The organism is Streptomyces sp. NRRL S-646 (genome assembly GCF_000720765.1).
Lineage (GTDB): Bacteria > Actinomycetota > Actinomycetes > Streptomycetales > Streptomycetaceae > Streptomyces.
Genome location: NZ_JODC01000025.1, coordinates 17,508 through 36,613 on the forward strand (window position 1 = coordinate 17,508; position 19,106 = coordinate 36,613).

Sequence of the window (19,106 nt, forward strand, 5' to 3'; positions counted from 1 at the left end):
TGGGAATGGGAGGGAGGCGGGTCATGTGGCTGCGCTGTCGGCCGGCTCGCGCAGGAAGAGCAGTGCCGCCCGTGCGGTGGCGTCGTTCTGCCGGAAGGCGGGACCGCCGGTACGCGGCCGGGTGAAGGCGCCGGGCGTGCGTCCGTCGGTGTAGGGCCCGAGCGCGAACCGCCGGGGATGAGGCCGCCCGGCCCCGTCGAGGAGCCGCCCGTCGGCGGGGTCCACCCGGAGCAGCCCGTCGGGGGTCTCGACGGCGCCGTCGGCGTGCAGTTCCCGCAGCAGGGTGTCGCGAGCCCGTCCGACGGTGGGCTCGGGCAGCCGCGCCTCGACCAGCGCCCGCGCCTCCACAAAGGCGCCCGGAACGGTGGCACCGGACGCCCGGAACACGCCGCCCTCGGCGCTGACGGTCATGTCGGCGCCGACGAACTTCAGGACTCCGGCACGGGACAGCGCCAGCATCTGCCGCAGCCGCGGACCGGGCGGCCCGGAGGCCAGATAGCTGAAGAAGCCGTGCCACCAGGGGCCGATGCCACCGAGCCGGACCAGCTGGCCGTAGACGGAGAGGAGACCGAGAAACACGGCCAAGTCGGGGCTGTAGCAAGGATCATGACGTCTGCTCAGATCATGCTCCACATAACTGCGCAGCCCCTCCTGGAACTCCTCGAAGGAGCCGTACCGCACACCGTCCAGCGGGTGGTCGAGTGCGTGCAGGTCCAGCCGGTCGGCGGGGTCGGGCACGACGGACGCCACGAGGGCCTCCCGCTCGGCCACGTCGGACGCGGCCGCGTACTTCTCCTCGAAGGCACTCCATTCGACGGCCGTCCGCTCCGGATGCACGGTGAACAGCCGGTGGTAGTGCGCGAACCCCAGTTCCTTCTCCACCAGCGGCCACACATCCCCCCTGAAGTCGAACCCCTCGGGCCGTGCGAGCAGCGCCTCGACCTCGGGCGGCCCGAAGAACCTCGGCAGCGGCGGTCGTTCACCGCTCCAGTCGTAGCCGATCTTCGAGTGGTACGGCACTCCGCGCCGCGAGCCGACGTACAGCACCGGCTCCTGCCCCGACGGCACATAGGTGTTGCCCTCGTACCGTCCGCCCCGCCCCTCGGTCAGCAGCACCATGAGGTCGACGAAGGCGAGCCCGAACCCGCGCACCAGGACGGGCTCACCGGCCTTCAGCGCGGACAGGTCACTGTCGGCGGTGAAGTCGGGCGGAAGGTGGACCAGTCCATGAGTACGTGCATACTCGGCCAACTCGGCCTGTTGGTCGTCGAGTTCGGCGTCGAGGTGGCCGAGCGTGAGCACGACGAGGTCGGCCAGGAGCGGGCGCGGGCGGCCCTGAAGCCACACCTGCTGGCGGCCCTCGCGCGGGCCGGTGACCCGCAGGGCCCGCCGGGGATGGTGGTGGACGACGACGCCCGGGGGCAGGTCGGCGACGGCCTGTTCATGCACCCAGCGCAGATAGGCCCCCTGGAGCTGCCGTTCCGCAAAGGTACGACCGTCGATGCCGGCCCACTCGTGCAGCGTGGGCCCCTCTCGCACCGGGCCCTCCATGGCCACCGTCTCGTCGGTGAACATGGTGACGTCCTCGGCGTGGGAGTTCATCCACAGCAGTGGCGACTGCGCGGCGCGCCAGATGCGTCCGGCGCCCGGCGGGTGGGGGTCGACGAGATGGATGTCGAAGCCCGAACCGGCGTACAGCTCGGGCGCGTTGGCGGCGATCCGCTCGATGAGACCGGTCCCCCGCGGCCCGGCCCCGACGATCACCAGGGAGGGCCTCATCGCGCGCGCTCCGAACCGCGGGCGTAGTGCTTCTCCACGTAGTACTGGCCGACGCCGAGCACCGAGGTGACGACGGTGTACCAGAGGGTGGCCACCATCAGCAGCGGAATGACCTGGTAGGTGCGGTGGTAGATCAGCTGTGCCGAGAAGAGCAGGTCGTTCACCGCGATGACGCTGACGATGGAGGTGCCCTTGAGGGTGCCGATCAGCATGTTCCCGGCGGGCGGCACGATGGAGCGCATCGCCTGCGGCAGCACGATCCGCCACCGGCGCCGCCACCGGCTCAGCCCGAGCGCCTGGGCGGCCTCGATCTGTCCGCGGTCGACGGAGAGGAGCCCGCCGCGCACGACCTCGGCGGCGTAGGCGGCTTCGTGCAGCGTGAGTCCGACGACGGCGACCTCGACGGGCCCCAGCAGATTGACGGTCTTGATCCCGAACAGCTCGGGATACAGGGCCCCGATGTTGAACCACAACAACAGCTGCACCAGGATCGGAATCGACCGGAAGAGCCAGACGTAGCCCCAACTCACCGCCCGCAGCACCGGGTTGGCGGACAGTCGGAACGCGGCGAGCAGCGTGCCCAGCGCAAAGCCGAGCACCATCACGACCGCGGTCAGCCACAGGGTGAGCCACAGCCCGCGCAGCACCGAGTCCGAGGTGAAGTAGTCGGCGACGACGTCCCACTGGAACGCCTTGTTGCGCAGTACGGAGTTGACGACGAGCCCGAGCAGGCCCAGGACGACGACAGCGGCGGCCCACTGGCCGAACCGGCGCTGCGGAACGATCCGCAGGGCGTCCGCCCGCTCGGGTATGTCCGGTGCGGCGGGGATTTTGGCGAGGGTGTCGGAAGACATGGGAAGGCTCCGTGACGCAGAGGTCGAACACGGTGGATGCCTTCACACGGACGCGCCGGGCTGCGCACAGCGACAGCGCGATACGGCCGAGCCCCTCAGCAGGGCCGTCCATCGACTGTACGGGGCGGTTTCCCCTCACTGTCAAGGCTGTCCGGCATGTGAGCGCCACGTCTCAAGTCAGTTGACGCAGAACCGGATGCCTGTTCCACTTGGCCCATGCATCCACAGCAGTGGCTGGTCACGCGCTCCCACATCGACTTCGGTCGAGTGTGGTCCTGTTCCTGTTGAGCCGACCCCACTGCGCGCCCTGACCCGGGCGCTCTGAGCGTTCTCCCTCTTCGCCTTCACACGCGCACGCACCCCTCCCCTCGCGCTCTCTTCACTCCTCCCTGCTTCCAGGAGACCGCACACGATGCGCATGCTCACGCGTACCCGTAGACAGCTTTTTGCAGCTTTCACCCTGATTACGTCGGCCACTCTGGTGCTCACCGCTTGCGGCTCCGGTTCGGACGACTCGACCAGCACCGCGGGCACCTCGGCGAGGGCCGACGAGATCCCCACGATCGACGTGGTCTCCGGTGTCCACAAGGACGAGGCGTCGGCAGAGCTCCTCCCGTCGGGCACGACAAGCCTCACCGTCGCCTACAGCGTCGGCGGCACTCCGCCCGGCACCACCTACCTGGACGACGGCAAAACCCTGACCGGCCAGGACGTCGACTTCGCCAACGCGGTCGCCAAGGTGCTCGGCCTCCGGCTCAAGTCCGGACAGGCGAGCTTCGAGGCGATTTTGCCGGCGCTCGACAGCGGCAAGTACGACTTCGGCGCGAGCAACTTCGGCGTCACGGACGAACGCCGCAAGACCATCGACTTCGTCACCTACATCAACGACGGCCAGGGCTTCGCCACCCGCAAGGACAGCAAGCTCTCCAAGGTCACGGACCTGAAGCAGCTGTGCGGCCTGAACGTCGCAACGGGCGCGGGAACGACCTTCGAAGCGACGCTGGAGGAGAACAAGAAGATCTGCACGACCGCCGGCAAGAAACCGTACAAGGTGCAGACCTACAACGAGACCGGCGCCATCTGGTCCTCCCTCCAGCAGGGCCGCAGCGACGTGGTGATGTCCACCATCAACGGCCTGCGTTACGCGGTGGCCCAGCAGCAGGGCGTGAAGTTCCTCAACGAGTACCACCGCCTGGACGTGGGCTTCGCCTTCAAGAAGGGCACGAAGCTTGCTCCCGCCTTCCAGTCGGCGGTGAACAGGCTGATAGCAGACGGCACGTACGAGAAGATCCTCAAGAAGTGGGGCACGACGGGCTCGGCGATCACGAAGTCCCAGATCTCACCCCCGGAACTGAAGAGCTGACGGCAAGTACCCCGCGCCTGAAGGGGCGCGGGGCTGTGCTGGATCTGCGGCCAGCGCCGCGTGGGCGCGACCAGCCACAACCAACCCGCACCCGCTAACGCACCATAGCCACCCGCCTCTTGGGCGCAGCTGCCCGAACCCCGATCACCCGATCCATCAACGCCCCCAGAACATCCCGCACAGACCCCCGCTCCCGAGCATCACACTCCAACACCGGAACGTCGGCCCCCAGGCCAAGCGCCTCCCGCACTTCCTCCAGCTCAAACCGCTCCGCACCATCGAAGCGATTCACAGCCAGCACAAACGGCTCCCCCTGCGACTCGAAGTAGTCAACCGCCGGAAAACACTCCTCGATCCGCCGGGTGTCCGCGAGGACAACCGTCCCCAGCGCCCCTTCCACCAGGTCGTCCCACAGGAACGAGAACCGGTCCTGCCCGGGCGTCCCGAACAGATAGAGCGCGATCGTCGGATCGAGAGTGATCCGCCCGAAATCCAGCGCAACGGTCGTGGTCGTCTTCGACTCGACCCCGTCGAGCGAATCGACCCCCACGGAAACCTGCGTCATCGCAGCCTCCGTGTCCAGCGGTTCGATCTCCGAAATCGCCCCGATGAACGTGGTCTTGCCGACGCCGAGTCCGCCGCTCACCACGATCTTCACAGCGAGCGGCACGATCCTGTCAGAGCGCCCGGACATGATCCCTGATCCTTTCGAGCATCTGGAGCGGCAGCTCCTCGGGTTCCCGGCAGTCGAGCCGGCCGGCGACGACGAGGTCGGACACGAGCACCTTGGCGACGCCCAGCGGGACACCGACCCGCGACGCCACCTCGGCAACCGTCGTCGGCTGCTCGCACACCGCGACGATGTGCCGCCGCTCGAACGTCAGCGACTCGTCGGGGACGCCGACGGCGACGACCAGCGTCTCCAGCCTCAGGTCGGCCTGGAGCGGCTCGGCCCGGCCACCGGTGATGATGAACGGCCGGACGAACGTCACGTCCTCAACAGGCTCTACGTCCATGGGCTCTTCGCCGTTCACCGCGGCAACGCCTGCCGCAGATCGGCGATGAGCGTCGGCGTGAGCAGATCGCCCGCACGCTCCGCGAGGACCGCCATCTCGTAGCCGACGAGCCCAAGTTCACCGCCGCTGTCGGCAAGCACGCCGAGACAACTGCCGTCGCGGATCGCGGAGACGAGCAGGAAACCCCGCCCCATCTCGATCATGATGAGTTTGACCCCGTCGAAGCCGTACCGCTTGGACGCGCTGCGCGCCAGGCTGCTGAGCCCCGAGACGATCGCGGAGAGATGGTCGGCCTCGGTCCGCCCGAGCCCGTCGGACACGGCGATCAGCAGACCGTCGGAGGAGACGGCGACCGCGTCCCGTACCCCGTCGGTGCTCTTGACGAAGTTGACGAGCAGCCAGTTGAAGGTCTGCGAGTCCTTGTGGGCGTCGACGGCGGTCACTTGCCCTCACCCTCTTTCTGCTCGGCGCCCTTCTGGTTCTCCTTCTCGCTCGCCTTCTCCTTCTCGACGCTGATGCCGCCCCGCATATGAGCGCTGCGCAGAGTGGAGAGCATCCCGGAGATCTCCTCGGGGCTGCGGTCGGGCGTGGGCTCGGCGGGGGCGGGGCGCTCCGGGCGGTCGGTCTCGCTGACGGCGTCGGAAATGGCGCTGCGCTGCGGGCGCTTGATGAGCCCGTTGCGGGTCCGTGCGGCGGAGGCGCCCTTGCCGCCTGCGGCCGCCGGGGGTCCGGGGGTTGTCCCCCGGGAAAGCACAGCACCGGCGTTCTCGGCAGGTTTCGCCTCTGCCTGAACGGTCACCAGCTCCTCGGGGGGAACGTCCACTTGCTTCTCCTTCCGCGGAGCGGGAAGCACCGGCTTGTCCGCGGCCTTGCCCTGCGGAGCCTCCGTCAGCAGTTGCACCGGAATCAGCACCCGGGCGACCACTCCGGCCGCCGGTGCCTCGCCGAGCCGTACCTCGATCCCGCACTTGCGGGCGAGGGCGCCGACCACGAAGTGACCGAGGAACCGGGTGGGTTCGGCCATGAAGCTGGCCGTGCCGGACAGCCGTACGTTCGCCTCGGCGAGCGCCTGGGTGTCCATGCCGAGGCCGTTGTCGACGATCGCGACGAGATAGCCGGCGCTGGTGCGGCGCCCCTCGATCTCCACGTCGGAGTCCGGCGGCGAGTAGCTCAGCGCGTTCTCGACCAGCTCGGCGAGCAGATGGGCGACTTCGGCGACGACGGAGCCGCTGATGTGTGCGGTTTCGATCCGGCGCAGGGTGACCCGGCGGTACTCCTCGACCTCGGCGAGCGAGGCGCGCAGCACGTCGGTGACGGCCAGCGGGGTGGCCCAGGGGCGGGGGCTGGACTCCCCGGCGAGCACGAGGAGGCTTTCGGCGTTGCGGCGCATACGGGTGGCGAGATGGTCCAGCTCGAAGAGGTTGGCGAGGGTGGCCGGGTCGGCGTCCTCGTGCTCCAGCTTGTTGATGAAGCTGATCTGGCGGCGTACCAGGTTCTGGTTGCGGCGGCCGAGGCTGACCAGCGAGTCGGTGGCGTTGCGGCGCAGCACGGCCTGCTCGGTGGCGAGGTCGAAGGCGGCGCGCTGGACGCGGTCGAACGCCTCGGCGACCTCCCGGACCTCGGCTCCCGCCCGGCGGGTCACCGTGAGTGGGGCGGGCGGCTCGGGGCTCTGCCCGGAGTCCGCGTCCTGTACGGCGGCGACGGCGCGCGGAAGTCGCTCCCCCGCCACCTCCCGTGCCTGCTGGGCGAGTTCGGCGAGCGGCGCGGAGACGGACCGTACACAGTCGAGGGCGAGCGCGCCGAGGGCGGCGACGGTGCCGAGCGCGAGCAGGAGGAACAGCAGCAGGTCGCGCTGGGCGGTGCTCTCCAGGCCGGCGGCGCGGTTCTCGACATCGGCGCCGAGCGAGATCTGCACGGCCCGCAGCCCGTTGATGGTCGAGGTCATGGTGTCCCACCAGGCCATGGGCGGGAGGTCGGACGAGCTCAGCTTGCCGCCCCCGTGCACGGCGACGCTCTCGTACGCCAGCATGCGCTCCGCGTCCGGAGTGGTCAGGGCCTCGTTCAGGCGCCGTTCCTGCTCGGTGGTCGCCGAGCGCGGGAAGGCGGCGAGGGCGGCCTGCCGGCCGGCCCGGATCTGCATGAAGCGGCTGTAGTCGTCGCCGCGGAACCGGCCGCCGGACGCGCGCACCGAGCCGAGCACGATGGCGCGCTCCTCGCCGGTGAACTCCTTGGCGTTGCCGAGGACCTGGAGCGCCTGGTAGGCGTCGCGCAGGGTGCCGTCGCGCACCGCGTCGAGGCCGAGGTCGAGCCGGTCGAGGACGGTGATCGTGGTGGTGAAGTAGTTGAAGGTGTCCTTCACGACGCCGGTCCTGTCGTCGGCGTGCCGGCGGATGCCGGCGAGGCCGTCGAGCCGTCCGAGTGACTCGCGCACGGAGTCGGCGGCCGCGTCGTCACGCCCCTTCAGCGCCTTGTCGAGCGCTGCGCGGGCGGTGTCGGTGGCCTTGCGCTGGGCGGGCAGCTTGGCCTTGAACTGCCCGACTCCGCCCACGTATCCGGTGGTGAGTCCGCGCTCCTTCTGCAGCTCGTGGACCAGGCCCTGGAGGGTGATCTCCAGCCGTGCGTTCCCTTCGGTGGCGGATGCGTTGCGGTAGGCGGAGATCTGCTCGGCGGCCGCGACGCCGAGCAGCGCCAGCAGGACCGCGAGGGCGAGGATCAGGATCCTCAGCAGCCTGGTGCGAATGGTGGTGGTCGCTTTTGCTGTGACGTCCACTGAAATGCCTTATGTGGGTGGCGAGTTGGGCAAGGGACAGAAATGGTTCTGCTTCCGCCCAACGACCTCACGGGGCACCGGTCACCAGATCATCTTCTTCTTTTACTTTGTGGACACAGGATCTTCGGGAAGCGCCAGGTGGCCGCTTTGCGCGGCGCATTCCGTATACGACATCTGCGGTACCCGATCAGCAGTCGCAGCCGCAGTCGCAGCAGTCGCACCCGTCACAGCAGTCGCAGCAATCGCAGCCGCAGTCACAGCAATCGCAACAGTCGCCGCAGTCGGTGCCCTTGCAGAGGCCGTCCTTGCGCTGACGGCTCCACGGGTCCTCGTACTCGCCGCAGCACATCTGGCACGTACAGGCCAGCCCGGCCCACACCGCGCAGCCCGCCAGCAGTCCACGCCGGTCGCGCCGGGGCGGCTCCGGCGGCAGGAACGGCCCACCGGGACCACCGGGCGGTGCATACGGCCCCGACAGCGACGGTGCCGACCCGTGCGCACAGGAGGCCGTACCGAAGGCGCGGTCGACGGAGGTGCGCAGTTCGTGCACGAGCAGCCGGTGGGCGAGCCCGCTGTCCACGAAGTCCACCTCACGCAGCGCGAGCCGGATCCCGTGCAGGGCGTCGTCGGCGAGCCGCCGGGCCTCGGCGAGCGGGGTTCCGGTGGCGGTGAGCGGATTCCAGGCACCCGACACGGCGTCAGTTTCCCGGTCCTCGACGGCGTCCAGGAGATGTGCGAGCCGCCCGAACAGCCGCCCCGCCTCGGCCAGCGGCTCCGCGTTGCCCGGCCGTCCGGCCAGGACCGCGGTGTGCGCGAAGGCCGCGGCGGTCGCCGTCTCGGTCGGTTCGGTGACCGTCAGAACGGGCGTCCCGGGCCCGGCGAGGGCCTCGATACCCGTCTGCCGGTCCACGGCGTCCACGAGCACCGCGGTGTCGAAGCCGACGGCGGATCCGGTACGGGCCCCCGCCGCATCCCAGTTCGATGCCACTCGGCGCGCGGCGAGCGCCACCGGTTTCCGCCTCAGCAGCCCGTCCCCGTCGGCGAGGTGGTCCCGCACCTTGGCCGAGGCGAGCACCAGCGATACGGCGGCCGCGAGCCGCGCCCCTTCCCCCTGCGCGACGGACGCGGTACGCATCCCGCGCAACGGACAGGGCCCTGCCGTACGCCGCCACCCGGCCGCCTTCTCGGCCTGAACCTCCGTCAGAACGGATATGAGCAGCCCGTCGTAGTTGGTCACGACCCGTGCGAACTGACCGTGATCCTTGCGCAGTGCGAGACACAGTCCGCACAAATGCGCAACCCATTGGGACTTGAGGTTCTCACCCAGCCGATGCCGACAAGGCCTGACGATTCCGAACACGACGATCCCCCCGTGGCTCGTGTGACATCCGGTACTACTGCTGCTTCTGATACGGCGTTGAGCTGCCGCATCGTATCGACCACTGCGTTCACCCGTACGCACTGATCGTCACCCGTACGCCGTGAAGAATCATATTTCACTCACAGTCAGCATCTGTGTACAGCACGACCCTTGGGAAACGCGGGCTCTCGACGGATTCGCTCTGCACCAGTACCGTCACAAACCCCCCGTGCGGCGTCTATCCACTTGGCGCGCCAACCGCATCATGGATGACGATAGGGATGCGGAAAGCAAGAAGGACCGCTGTGAGAGGAGGCGTCCATGGGATCGGTACGCAAGGCGAGTGCCTGGCTTGGCCTCGTTGACGACAACGATGACGAGCGTTACTACGACGACGACTACTCCGAAGGGACCGAGCAGCCCGGGGATGCCTGGGTCACCGACCCGCGGGTCAAGGTGGCCTCGGACACCGCCGAGGACAAGGGCCGCCGTATCGGCACGGTGACCCCGGACAGCTTCCGGGACGCCCGCGCCATCGGCGAGCTGTTCCGCGAGGGTGTGCCGGTCATCGTGAACCTCACCGCCATGGAGGCGTCGGACGCCAAGCGCGTCGTCGACTTCGCGGCGGGGCTCATCTTCGGTCTGCGCGGTTCGATCGACCGCGTCTCCAACCGGGTCTTCCTGCTCACGCCCGCCGACACGGAAATCGTCAGCGGGGAGCCGGCGCAGCACCGTTCGGACGGTTTCTTCAACCAGAGCTGAGGCAGGGCCGCTCACCGGCCCTGCCCCCGCGCAGGGTTACCGGGAGGCTTTACCGGAACGCGTCGAGTCCGGTGAGCGCCTTGCCCAGCACGAGCTGGTGCATCTCGACGGTGCCTTCGTACGTCAGCACCGACTCGAGATTGGTGGCGTGCCGCATGACGGGGTATTCGAGCGAGATCCCGTTGGCGCCGAGGATCGTCCGTGACGTACGGCAGATCTCGATGGCCTCTCGTACGTTGTTGAGTTTGCCGAAGCTGACCTGCTCGGGACGCAGGCGGCCGGCATCCATGCGCCGCCCCAGATGGTGGGCGAGCAGAATCCCCTTGTGCAGTTCGACCGCCATGTCGGCGAGTTTGGCCTGGGTGAGCTGGAACCCCCCGATGGGCCGCCCGAACTGCTCCCGTGACTTCGCATAGTCGACGGCGGCCTCGAAACAGCTGCGGGCCGCGCCCATGGCGCCCCAGACGATCCCGTAGCGGGCGTGCGAGAGACAGCTGAGCGGCCCCTTGAGGCCGACGACCTCCGGCAGTACGGCGTCGGCGGGCAGTCGTACGTCGTCGAGGACGAGTTCGCTGGTGACGCTGGCCCGCAGGGACCACTTGTGCTTGATCTCCGGCGCGGAGAACCCGGCGCTGCCGGTGGGCACGACGAACCCGCGGATCCCGTCCTCCGTCTGGGCCCACACCACGGCGACGGCCGCCACGGACCCGTTGGTGATCCACATCTTCCGCCCGTTGAGGACCCAGTCGCCGCCGTCCCGCTTGGCGTGCGTGCGCATCGAGGCGGGGTCGGACCCGTGGTCGGGCTCGGTCAGCCCGAAGCAGCCGATGGCCTCACCGGCGGCCATCCGCGGCAGCCACTGCTGCTTCTGCTCCTCGCTGCCGAACCGGTGGATGGCGTACATCGCGAGCGACCCCTGCACGGAGACCAGCGACCGGATCCCGGAGTCGGCGGCCTCCAGCTCCAGACAGGCCAGCCCGTACTGCACGGCACTGGCCCCCGCGCACCCGTAACCGCTGAGCGACATACCGAGGGCGCCGATACCACCGAGCTCGCGCGCAAGCTCCCGGATCTCGGGGAGCTCCCCCTTCTCGTACCAGTCGGCGACATACGGCAGGACCCGGTCCGCGGCCCAGGTCCGCACGGTGTCGCGGATGGCCAGGTCCTCGGGTTCCAGCAGGTCGTCGATGCCGAGGGGATCGGCCGGGTCAAAGGGGGGCAACTTCGAGGACGCAGACATAGGACCCTCCGGCACACTACGAAAAACTAGCACCGCTAGTTACGACTTTGAGGCCGACGTTACGGCGCAGTGTCCTCTACGTCCAGTACAGCCGCGCCCAAAGGGGCGCGGGGCTGCATCCGCTTGCGGCTCCGCCGCGGGGCGCGACCAGCCACAACGGCGCCGCAGAAAAAGGTCAAGCCGAGACCCGGGAGTCGGCAACCTCCCGAGGCGCCGGCAACTCCACAGGCACCGCAGGCTCCCCACAGTGCATGATCCGCGGCAACCGCAGAGCCATCACCGCACCCAGCAGCAGCAAGCCCGCGCTGACCAGCAAAGTCACATGCAGCCCGTGCACGAACGAGTCCCGCGCCGCCCGCCGCAGGGCAACACCGACCGGCCCGCCCAGCTGCGCAGCGACCTGATACGCCTCGCCCAGCGAGTGCCCCGCCGCGGCCGAGGCCGATGAAGGAACCCCTGGAACGGACGCCAGTCCGGGCGCGTACGCCGCGTTCATCACGCTCCCGAGGAGCGCGATTCCGATCCCGGCCCCCAGCTGGTACGAGGTCTCGCCGATCGCCGCCGCCCCACCGGCCTGCTCCGGCGGAGCCTCGCTCAGCATCGACTCGTACGCCCCGAAGAGCGTGGTCTCCAGGCCGAAGCCCAGCAGCATGAACGCGGCCACCATCAGCCCCGCGTTGTCCGACCCGCCCATCACCGTCAGCAGCACCACGGCCCCGGCGGTGAGGAAGAACCCGAAGGACACCATCCGGCGCGGGCCGAAGCGGCGCAGCATCCGCGCGCCCGCCAGCCCCGCCGCCATCGCCGCGAACGTCAGCGGCAGCAGGCGCAGCCCCGTCTCCAGCGGCGACAGCCCCAGCACCAGCTGCAGATACTGCGCCGCGATCAGCTCAAGACCGACCAGGGCGAGCATCGCCAGCACGATGCAGCCCACGGCGGTGCTGAAGGCAGGCCGCGCGAACATCCCGAGGTCCACCAGCGGATGCGCACGGCGCCGCTGCCGTCGTACGAAGAGGACCAGCAGGAGGGCGCCCACGACGAGCGGCGCCACGGTGACGAGACCCAGCTCGCCGCCGCCCAGTCGCTTGACGCCCAGTACGACGCCGAACAGCCCGGCGGCCGCCATCAGTGCACCGACCACGTCCCAGGGGCCGTCACCGGCGCCCCGCGACTCGGGCAGCAGCAGCCGGCCCACCGGCAGGCTGACCAGCATCAGCGGGATGTTGACGAGGAAGACCGACCCCCACCAGAAGTGCTCCAGCAGAAAGCCGCCGAGGAGCGGACCGACCGCGGCGCCGACCGCGGCGACCGCGCTCCAGATGCCGATCGCGAGGGCCCGTTCACGCCGGTCGGGGAAGACCTGGCGGAGGATCGAGAGCGTCGCGGGCATGATCATCGCGCCGCCGACGCCGAGCAGCGCCCGCGCGAGGATCAGTACCTGAGGGTCATGGGCGAGGGCCGCGAGGCCGGAGGCGACGCCGAAGAGGCCATAGCCGAGCAGCAGGATCCTTCTGCGGCCGACCCGGTCGCCGAGCGTGCCGAAGAGGATCAGCAGCGAGGCGCAGACGAGGGGGTAGACGTCGACGATCCAGAGCAGTTCTATCGCGCCGGGCCTGAGGTCCTCGCTGACGGCGGGGACCGCCACGTGCAGCACGGTCGCGTCGACCGCGACCAGCAGCAGGCTCGTACAGAGGACGAAGAGGACGACCCAGCGGTTGGCACCGGCCCCGGCCGCCCGGCGGCGCAGCGCAGCGGCGGCCGTGGTCGTCCCGGACATGTACGTACCTCCCAGATGTTCCCTCGCGGTCGGCGGGCACACGGGGTGGGGACTCCCCGTGATCTCGGCCGGAGAGGAGCGGTGGTCTCCGGCCCGCGCAACGAAGGCGAGTGACACGTCAGCGTACGCGAGTTCGTGTAAAGGTCACGTGTCGGACCTCTCAGACTTCGCACAGACCGGTGTGGCGTACGCCACTCCCCCTCGTTCCTGGCCACGCCCCCGCCGGGCCTTCCGGTTCCGGCGGCCGTCGATAATCGAGCCCGTGACCGACCTTGTGACACGCGTTGCGCCGCCTCGCGAGACGGCCCTGCGCCGCGCGGCCCCGGCCCTCCTCGGGTACGTGGCCGTGCGCGCGCTGGGCCTGCTCGCGCTGGCCCTGTGGAGCGCCGCGCGCGGCAAGAGCGCGTACACGCTGCTGACGGCCCGCTGGGACGCGCTCTGGTACACGAGGGTCGCCGAGCTCGGTTACGGCTACGAGGTGCGGCTGCCGAACGGCGACGTGCACTCGAATCTGGCCTTCTTCCCACTGCTGCCCTGGCTGGAGCGCGGCCTCGCGGCGGTGAGCCCGCTGTCGTACGCCGACGCCGGTTTCGCCGTCAGCCTGCTCGCCTCGCTCGCGGCTGCCTGGGGGATCTTCGCGGTCGCGGACCATGTGTACGGCCGCAGGGCGGGCGTCTGCGCCGTCCTGCTGTGGGCCGTGCTGCCCGTCGGGATCGTGCAGTCGATGGCGTACAGCGAGTCACTGTTCACGGCGCTCGCCGCCTGGTCGCTGTACGCGGTCCTGACCGGCCGCTGGCTGACCGCCGGCGCGCTGGCCGCGCTGGCGGGGCTGACCCGGCCGGTCGGGCTCGCCGTCGTCGCGGCCGTGTGGGCGGCCGGGACGGTCTCGTTCGTGCGAGAGCGGAGCGCGGCGGAAGCGCGCGCGGGCGAACGCGCTCCTGCGCCGCCCGGAGACGGTCCCACGCGGCGCGTCGGGTCATCCGGCGGCGTGCCGGACACACCGCGCGCCCCCGCCTCCATACGACGCGCCCTGGCCATGCTCCTGGCCCCGCTGGGCGCCGCCGGCTACGTCCTCTGGGTCGGCCACCACACCGGCAGGGGCCCGCTGGGCTATCTGGACGTCCAGGCGGGCTGGCGCAACGGCTTCGACGGCGGCCTGGCCTTCGCCCGCTTCGTCGCCGACAAGTTCACGTCGTTCCCCTCGGCTCTCGCGGCCGCCGGCATCGTCGTCGGGGTCGGACTGGTGGTCTGGCTGTACGTCGTCTGCGTACGGCAGCGCCAGCCGCTCCCGCTGCTGGTCTACGCGGGTGTGGTCACCGCGCTCGCCCTGTGTGCGTCGAGCTACTTCGGCTCGAAACCGCGCCTGCTGCTGCCCGCCTTCCCCCTGCTGCTGCCCCTCGCCCTGGCCCTGTCCCGGCTGCGTACCTCCACGTCGGCGCTGGTGGTGGGCGGTGTCGCGGTGGCATCGGCCGTGTACGGAGCGTTCTGGCTGAACGGCTCCGGTCCTCCATGATCGTCTCGCGGGGACCGGTGAGCGCCCGGAGAAATCCGCCCCAGCAATCGGTGAACGAATTCCTAAGTCCCATAAAACTGATTCGCGGAATGATCAAAGGAATTGAAGGGAGCCGACGCCGGACATTGCGGATTCCTTGGAAATAAACGTGCCCCTGAGAGGAATCCCACATCACATCGTCATCACAAAGCAGCTGAAGAGACGGAGAACTTACCTCACTCGCTGTAACGTCGATTGGGTGCGTACCGAACGAAACCTCACCCGTCTGGACCGGGTGTTCACCAGACTGGACCGGGAGCCGGAACGACCGGCCCACATCGACGTGCCGAGGATGAGCCGGCACCGGGTCGCGTTGCTGACCGGGACCCTGGCCTTCTACCTGGCGATCGTGTATCTCGTCGTGACCACGTCGTGGCTGGTCCGCTTCGACTGGCAGGTCATGTTCTTCCGGCCCTACCAGCAGTGGCACAACATCCACTGGTTCGTCGACTACTACGTCGTGCTCGGCCAGCGCGGCCCGACGGCAGTGATGGTCGCGGCCTGGCTGGGCTGGCGCTCCTGGCGCCAGCACACGTTGCGACCGCTGCTGACGCTGGGCGCCTCGCTGCTGCTGCTGAACATCACCGTGGGCGCCGCCAAGCTCGGCATGGGCCGCCTCGGACCGCACTACGCGACCACGATCGGCTCGAACGAGATGGGCCTGGGCGGCGATATATTCCCCAGCGGCCACACCGCCAACGCCGTGGTGACGTGGGGAATCCTGGCCTACCTCGCCTCCACCCCGAGGGCCCGCCGCTGGCTGTCCGCCCTCTCCGCACTGACCGCGCTGGGCGTGGGCCTCGCCACCGTGTACCTCGGTACGCACTGGCTGAGCGACGTGCTCCTCGGCTGGGCCGCCGGCCTGCTGATCCTGCTGGCCCTGCCCTGGTGCGAGCCGGGGATCGCCAAGGCCGAGGTCGCCCTCTTCGACCTGCGCGACCGCTGGCGCGCCCGCAAGGGTGCCACTGCACCGGCCGCTCCCGTGGGCGCCCCCGTGCTGCTCAAGCCGCGTACGGCCGCGCAGGACGAGGCCGCCGCACGCGAGACGGTCGGCTCCGGGGCCCGCTCGGCCCGGACGCCCGCCTACCTGGCCCCGGGCCCGCACACGGCCCGCTCGGAGCGCACACCGGTCACCCCGGTCGGCAGCCGCCGCCCACCGCACTCGGACCGCATCCCGCGCGGCGCGACGGCCTCCACGGCCCGCCCCCTGACGGGCGGCTGACACGGACAGCGGGGTCGGTACGCACAACCACCCCCGCACAGCGAAGGCCCCGGTTCCCGTTCGGGAACCGGGGCCTTCGTCACGTATCAGCCCTTCCAGGCCCGCAGCACCCGGCCGTCCTCCACCTCGAAGTTCAGCCGGCCCGTGCGGTACTCCATCGTGATGATCGCCCCCGGCGGCAGCGAGCGCACCGTGGACCAGCCGCGCTCCCGCGCGCGCCGCTCGGCGCCTGCCGCATCGAGGCCGACATACGCGTCCGGACTGTCCTGGGGTTCCGCCTGCGGAGTGGGAATCGGTGCCATGCCGCCACGCTAGGCCCTGTCCCGCGGCCAGGGAAGGCGGGGCGGTCCCACCCGGCCCGTATCCCCCTCCGGTCACACTTCTGTCACAGGATCACGACACGTGTTTCGGCTCACGCGACATCAACTACTGCGTTGCGGGCGTCACACGTACGAGCGGTTCCGTACCGGTTCCGTAGGCCTTCCGCAGGCAATCGAACGTAATTCCCGCGTGTCGCGGCCGATCTCCGAATAGCCCGTCGGAAAGTGCCGTGAGAACCGATCCCGGACTTCATTTCGGTCCGATTCCGGGCGGGTTCGTGAGAGCTGACACCGCGTAGGAAATGCACGGTTCCAGCACAGAACCCCCGCACGCCCCCTGTCGGAGCGTGCGACGGCGCGCGCATCATGACGTGAGCTCGCGGACGGGGGGAGGCGCGGGCTTCAGCGGACCCGGGGCGCGACGAGCGAAGGGGCGAGCGAGCAATGGGGACCCAGACCGTGCAGGCGGCGGCGCGACCCGTGCGGACCAGTCAGGGGCGGGTGATCGTCGACTGGCTGACGACCACCGACCACAAGAAGATCGGGCACCTCTACCTGATCACCTCGTTCCTGTTCTTCCTGACCGGCGGGGTGATGGCGCTGCTGATGCGCGCCGAACTCGCCCGGCCGGGGCTGCAGATCATGGACAACAACCAGTTCAACCAGCTGTTCACCATGCACGGCACGATCATGCTGCTGCTCTTCGCGACCCCGATGTTCGCGGGCTTCGCCAACGAGCTGATGCCGCTGCAGATCGGCTCCCCCGACGTCGCCTTCCCGCGGCTGAACATGCTCTCGTACTGGTTCTTCCTCTTCGGCGGCCTGATCGTGCTCGGCTCGCTGCTCGTGCCGGGCGGTCCCGCCGCCTTCGGCTGGTTCGCCTACGCGCCGCTCAACAGCGCGGTGCGCTCACCCGGTGTCGGGCCCGACCTGTGGATCATGGGGCTCGCGCTGGCGGGCTTCGGCACGATCCTCGGCGCGGTCAACTTCATCACCACCATCATCGGGATGCGCTGCCCCGGCATGACGATGTTCCGGATGCCGATCTTCACCTGGAACACGCTCTTCACGTCGATCCTGATCCTGATGGCGTTCCCGGTGCTCGCGGCCGCGCTGCTGTGTCTGGAGGCGGACCGGCGGTTCGGCGCACAGGTCTTCGACGCGGGCAACGGCGGGGCGCTGCTGTGGCAGCACCTGTTCTGGTTCTTCGGCCATCCCGAGGTGTACATCATCGCGCTGCCGTTCTTCGGCATCGTCACGGAGATCCTCCCCGTCTTCAGCCGTAAGCCGCTCTTCGGCTATCTCACGCTGGTCGGCGCGACGATGGCGATCACCGGGCTGTCGGTGGTGGTGTGGGCGCACCACATGTTCGTCACCGGCGCCGTGCTGCTGCCGTTCTTCTCCTTCATGACGTTCCTCATCGCCGTGCCCACCGGCGTGAAGTTCTTCAACTGGATCGGCACGATGATCAAGGGCTCACTGTCCTTCGAGACGCCGATGCTGTGGGCGTGCGGCTTCCTGGTGACGTTCCTGTTCGGCGGTCTGACCGGGGTGATCCTGGCCTCGCCGCCGCTGGACTTCCATGTCTCGGACACCTACTTCGTCGTGGCGCACTTCCACTACGTCGTGTTCGGCACGGTCGTCTTCGCGATCTTCGGCGGCTTCTACTTCTGGTGGCCCAAGTTCACCGGCAAGATGCTCGACGAGCGGCTGGGCAAGATCCAGTTCTGGACGCTCTTCGTCGGCTTCCACACCACGTTCCTGGTGCAGCACTGGCTGGGCGCGGAGGGCATGCCACGGCGGTACGCCGACTATCTCGCGGCGGACGGCTTCACGGCCCTCAACACCATCTCGACGATCGGCGCGTTCCTGCTCGGCATGTCGACACTGCCGTTCCTCTACAACGTCTGGAAGACCGCCAAGTACGGCGAGAAGGTCGAGACCGACGACCCCTGGGGCTACGGCCGCTCGCTGGAGTGGGCGACCTCGTGCCCGCCGCCGCGGCACAACTTCACTGTCCTGCCGAAGATCCGCTCCGAGTCCCCGGCGTTCGACCTGCACCATCCCGAGTTCGCGGCGACGCCCGAGGAGCCTCTCGGAGAAGAGCGCGGGACAGCCGGTCCCGGGCCGTCCTGATCGCCTCGGTGAGCTCGGCGGGCTCCAGAACCTCGAAGTCGAAGCCCGTCATCATCACGTGAATCACCATGACGTCGAGGCTCGCGGCCCCGGTGCGCAGAATGCAGGCGCCGGGGCCGTCCGCCTCCAGTTGCCCCGCCGAGGGCGAGATGCGCTCCGCGGCCTCCTCCAGGGGCGCCAGCAGCCGGACGACCGCATGTGTGGCGTACGCGCGTGTGGAGACGCCCTTCGAGACGTACGCGGCGAGGTCCTCGGCGGGCGGGGTGCGCGGCGCGAAGCGCGGGCCGTGCGGCGGCTTCGGCGTGATGCGGTCGACACGGAACGTACGCCAGTCCACGCGGTCGAGGTCCCAGGCGACCAGATACCAGCGGCGCTCGGAGCACACCAGGCGGTGAGGTTCGACGGTACGGCGGCTCGGAGCACCTCCGTGGTCGCTGTACTCGAAGCGCAGGCGTTCGGAGTCCCGGCACAGGTTGGCCAGTTCGGTCAGGACGGCCGGGTCGACGGCGGAGGGCTGGGGGCCGCGCAGCATCGGCACAGTGAAGGCGTTCAGGGCGCCCACACGGCGGCGCAGCCGGTTCGGCAGCACCTGCTCCAGCTTGGCGAGGGCCCGTACGGAGGTCTCGCCGATGCCCTCGATGCCCTGTCCGGCGGCCGTGCGCAGCCCGACGGCGACGGCGACCGCCTCGTCGTCGTCGAGGAGCAGCGGCGGCAGCTCGGCGCCCGCGCCCAGCTGGTATCCGCCGCCGGTGCCGGGGCTGGCGTTGACGGGATAGCCCAGCTCACGCAGCCGGTCGACGTCCCGGCGCACGGTGCGCGGGGTGACACCGAGACGGTCGGCGAGGTCGGCGCCGGACCACTCGCGGTGCGCCTGGAGGAGCGAGAGCAGACGCAGCAGTCGTGCCGAGGTCTCCAACATGGATCCGAGTCTGCCAGCCGTTGCGGACCGCTGCTG

15 protein-coding genes and 1 pseudogene are annotated in these 19,106 nt (G+C 69.6%); 5 read left to right on the plus strand and 11 right to left on the minus strand.

Annotated elements, in window-relative coordinates:
• Nucleotides 1–21: 21 nt before the first annotated feature.
• Together IH68_RS0142810 and IH68_RS0142815 are read right to left on the minus strand one after the other, a co-directional pair.
• On the minus strand, nucleotides 22–1,779 hold the full coding sequence (locus IH68_RS0142810) for an FAD/NAD(P)-binding protein (protein ID WP_030947414.1): 1,758 nt from the start codon (nucleotides 1,777–1,779) through the stop codon (nucleotides 22–24).
• Nucleotides 1,776–2,633 carry an amino acid ABC transporter permease gene (locus IH68_RS0142815; protein ID WP_030947416.1) on the minus strand — a complete coding sequence of 286 codons (858 nt, stop codon included), beginning with the start codon at nucleotides 2,631–2,633 and terminating at the stop codon, nucleotides 1,776–1,778. The genes IH68_RS0142810 and IH68_RS0142815 overlap by 4 nt, the downstream gene beginning before the upstream one ends.
• A 412-nt stretch (nucleotides 2,634–3,045) precedes the next feature.
• On the opposite strand from IH68_RS0142815, the gene IH68_RS0142820 reads away from it, so the two are divergent.
• Nucleotides 3,046–3,996, plus strand: a complete 951-nt coding sequence (locus IH68_RS0142820) for an ABC transporter substrate-binding protein (RefSeq protein WP_030947418.1) — start codon at nucleotides 3,046–3,048, stop codon at nucleotides 3,994–3,996.
• A gap of 94 nt (nucleotides 3,997–4,090) precedes the next feature.
• Here IH68_RS0142820 and IH68_RS0142825 read toward each other — a convergent pair whose 3' ends face one another.
• From IH68_RS0142825 to IH68_RS0142845, 5 genes are all read right to left on the minus strand, one after another.
• Nucleotides 4,091–4,690: a GTP-binding protein gene (locus IH68_RS0142825; protein ID WP_030947420.1), complete on the minus strand. Its 600-nt coding sequence runs from the start codon at nucleotides 4,688–4,690 to the stop codon at nucleotides 4,091–4,093.
• The gene (locus IH68_RS0142830) at nucleotides 4,674–5,030 is read right to left on the minus strand and encodes a DUF742 domain-containing protein (protein ID WP_037886202.1); all 357 of its coding nucleotides are present in this window, start codon (nucleotides 5,028–5,030) and stop codon (nucleotides 4,674–4,676) included. The genes IH68_RS0142825 and IH68_RS0142830 overlap by 17 nt, the downstream gene beginning before the upstream one ends.
• Nucleotides 5,027–5,455, minus strand: coding sequence for a roadblock/LC7 domain-containing protein (locus IH68_RS0142835; RefSeq protein ID WP_030947426.1), 429 nt, complete (start codon nucleotides 5,453–5,455; stop codon nucleotides 5,027–5,029). The genes IH68_RS0142830 and IH68_RS0142835 overlap by 4 nt, the downstream gene beginning before the upstream one ends.
• A complete protein-coding gene (locus IH68_RS0142840) occupies nucleotides 5,452–7,782 on the minus strand; it encodes a nitrate- and nitrite sensing domain-containing protein (protein ID WP_051834003.1) in 2,331 nt (776 codons plus the stop codon). Before IH68_RS0142840 ends, IH68_RS0142835 begins: the two co-directional genes overlap by 4 nt.
• 187 nt (nucleotides 7,783–7,969) lie before the next feature.
• Nucleotides 7,970–9,142: a DUF5685 family protein gene (locus tag IH68_RS0142845; RefSeq protein WP_051834004.1), complete on the minus strand. Its 1,173-nt coding sequence runs from the start codon at nucleotides 9,140–9,142 to the stop codon at nucleotides 7,970–7,972.
• Between the two features lie 321 nt (nucleotides 9,143–9,463).
• Here IH68_RS0142845 and IH68_RS0142850 point away from each other — a divergent pair, with 321 nt between their 5' ends.
• The gene (locus IH68_RS0142850; RefSeq protein ID WP_030947434.1) at nucleotides 9,464–9,904 is read left to right on the plus strand and encodes a cell division protein SepF; all 441 of its coding nucleotides are present in this window, start codon (nucleotides 9,464–9,466) and stop codon (nucleotides 9,902–9,904) included.
• Nucleotides 9,905–9,953: 49 nt separating this feature from the next.
• Here the strand turns inward: IH68_RS0142850 and IH68_RS0142855 are convergent, their stop codons facing one another.
• Both IH68_RS0142855 and IH68_RS0142860 read right to left on the minus strand, forming a co-directional pair.
• Entirely contained in the window at nucleotides 9,954–11,144 is a 1,191-nt protein-coding gene (locus IH68_RS0142855) for an acyl-CoA dehydrogenase family protein (RefSeq protein WP_030947437.1), read from the minus strand.
• A 175-nt stretch (nucleotides 11,145–11,319) separates the two neighbouring features.
• Nucleotides 11,320–12,921 (minus strand): MFS transporter, encoded by a 1,602-nt coding sequence (locus tag IH68_RS0142860; RefSeq protein WP_030947439.1) that lies wholly within the window; start codon nucleotides 12,919–12,921, stop codon nucleotides 11,320–11,322.
• A gap of 262 nt (nucleotides 12,922–13,183) precedes the next feature.
• On the opposite strand from IH68_RS0142860, the gene IH68_RS0142865 reads away from it, so the two are divergent.
• Both IH68_RS0142865 and IH68_RS0142870 read left to right on the plus strand, forming a co-directional pair.
• A complete protein-coding gene (locus IH68_RS0142865) occupies nucleotides 13,184–14,434 on the plus strand; it encodes a mannosyltransferase family protein (RefSeq protein ID WP_030947441.1) in 1,251 nt (416 codons plus the stop codon).
• Nucleotides 14,435–14,672: 238 nt separating this feature from the next.
• Nucleotides 14,673–15,695, plus strand: coding sequence for a phosphatase PAP2 family protein (locus IH68_RS0142870; protein WP_030947444.1), 1,023 nt, complete (start codon nucleotides 14,673–14,675; stop codon nucleotides 15,693–15,695).
• A gap of 86 nt (nucleotides 15,696–15,781) precedes the next feature.
• On the opposite strand, the gene IH68_RS0142875 is transcribed toward IH68_RS0142870, so the two are convergent.
• Nucleotides 15,782–15,997, minus strand: coding sequence for an I78 family peptidase inhibitor (locus IH68_RS0142875; RefSeq protein WP_030947448.1), 216 nt, complete (start codon nucleotides 15,995–15,997; stop codon nucleotides 15,782–15,784).
• A 462-nt stretch (nucleotides 15,998–16,459) separates the two neighbouring features.
• On the opposite strand from IH68_RS0142875, the pseudogene ctaD reads away from it, so the two are divergent.
• Nucleotides 16,460–18,127, plus strand: a pseudogene (gene ctaD / locus IH68_RS0142880) (cytochrome c oxidase subunit I); the annotation flags it as partial.
• On the opposite strand, the gene IH68_RS54375 reads toward ctaD, so the two are convergent.
• Nucleotides 18,027–19,070 carry a helix-turn-helix transcriptional regulator gene (locus IH68_RS54375; protein ID WP_078912867.1) on the minus strand — a complete coding sequence of 348 codons (1,044 nt, stop codon included), beginning with the start codon at nucleotides 19,068–19,070 and terminating at the stop codon, nucleotides 18,027–18,029. The pseudogene ctaD and the gene IH68_RS54375 sit on opposite strands and share 101 nt — an antisense overlap.
• Between the last annotated feature and the right edge of the window lie 36 nt (nucleotides 19,071–19,106).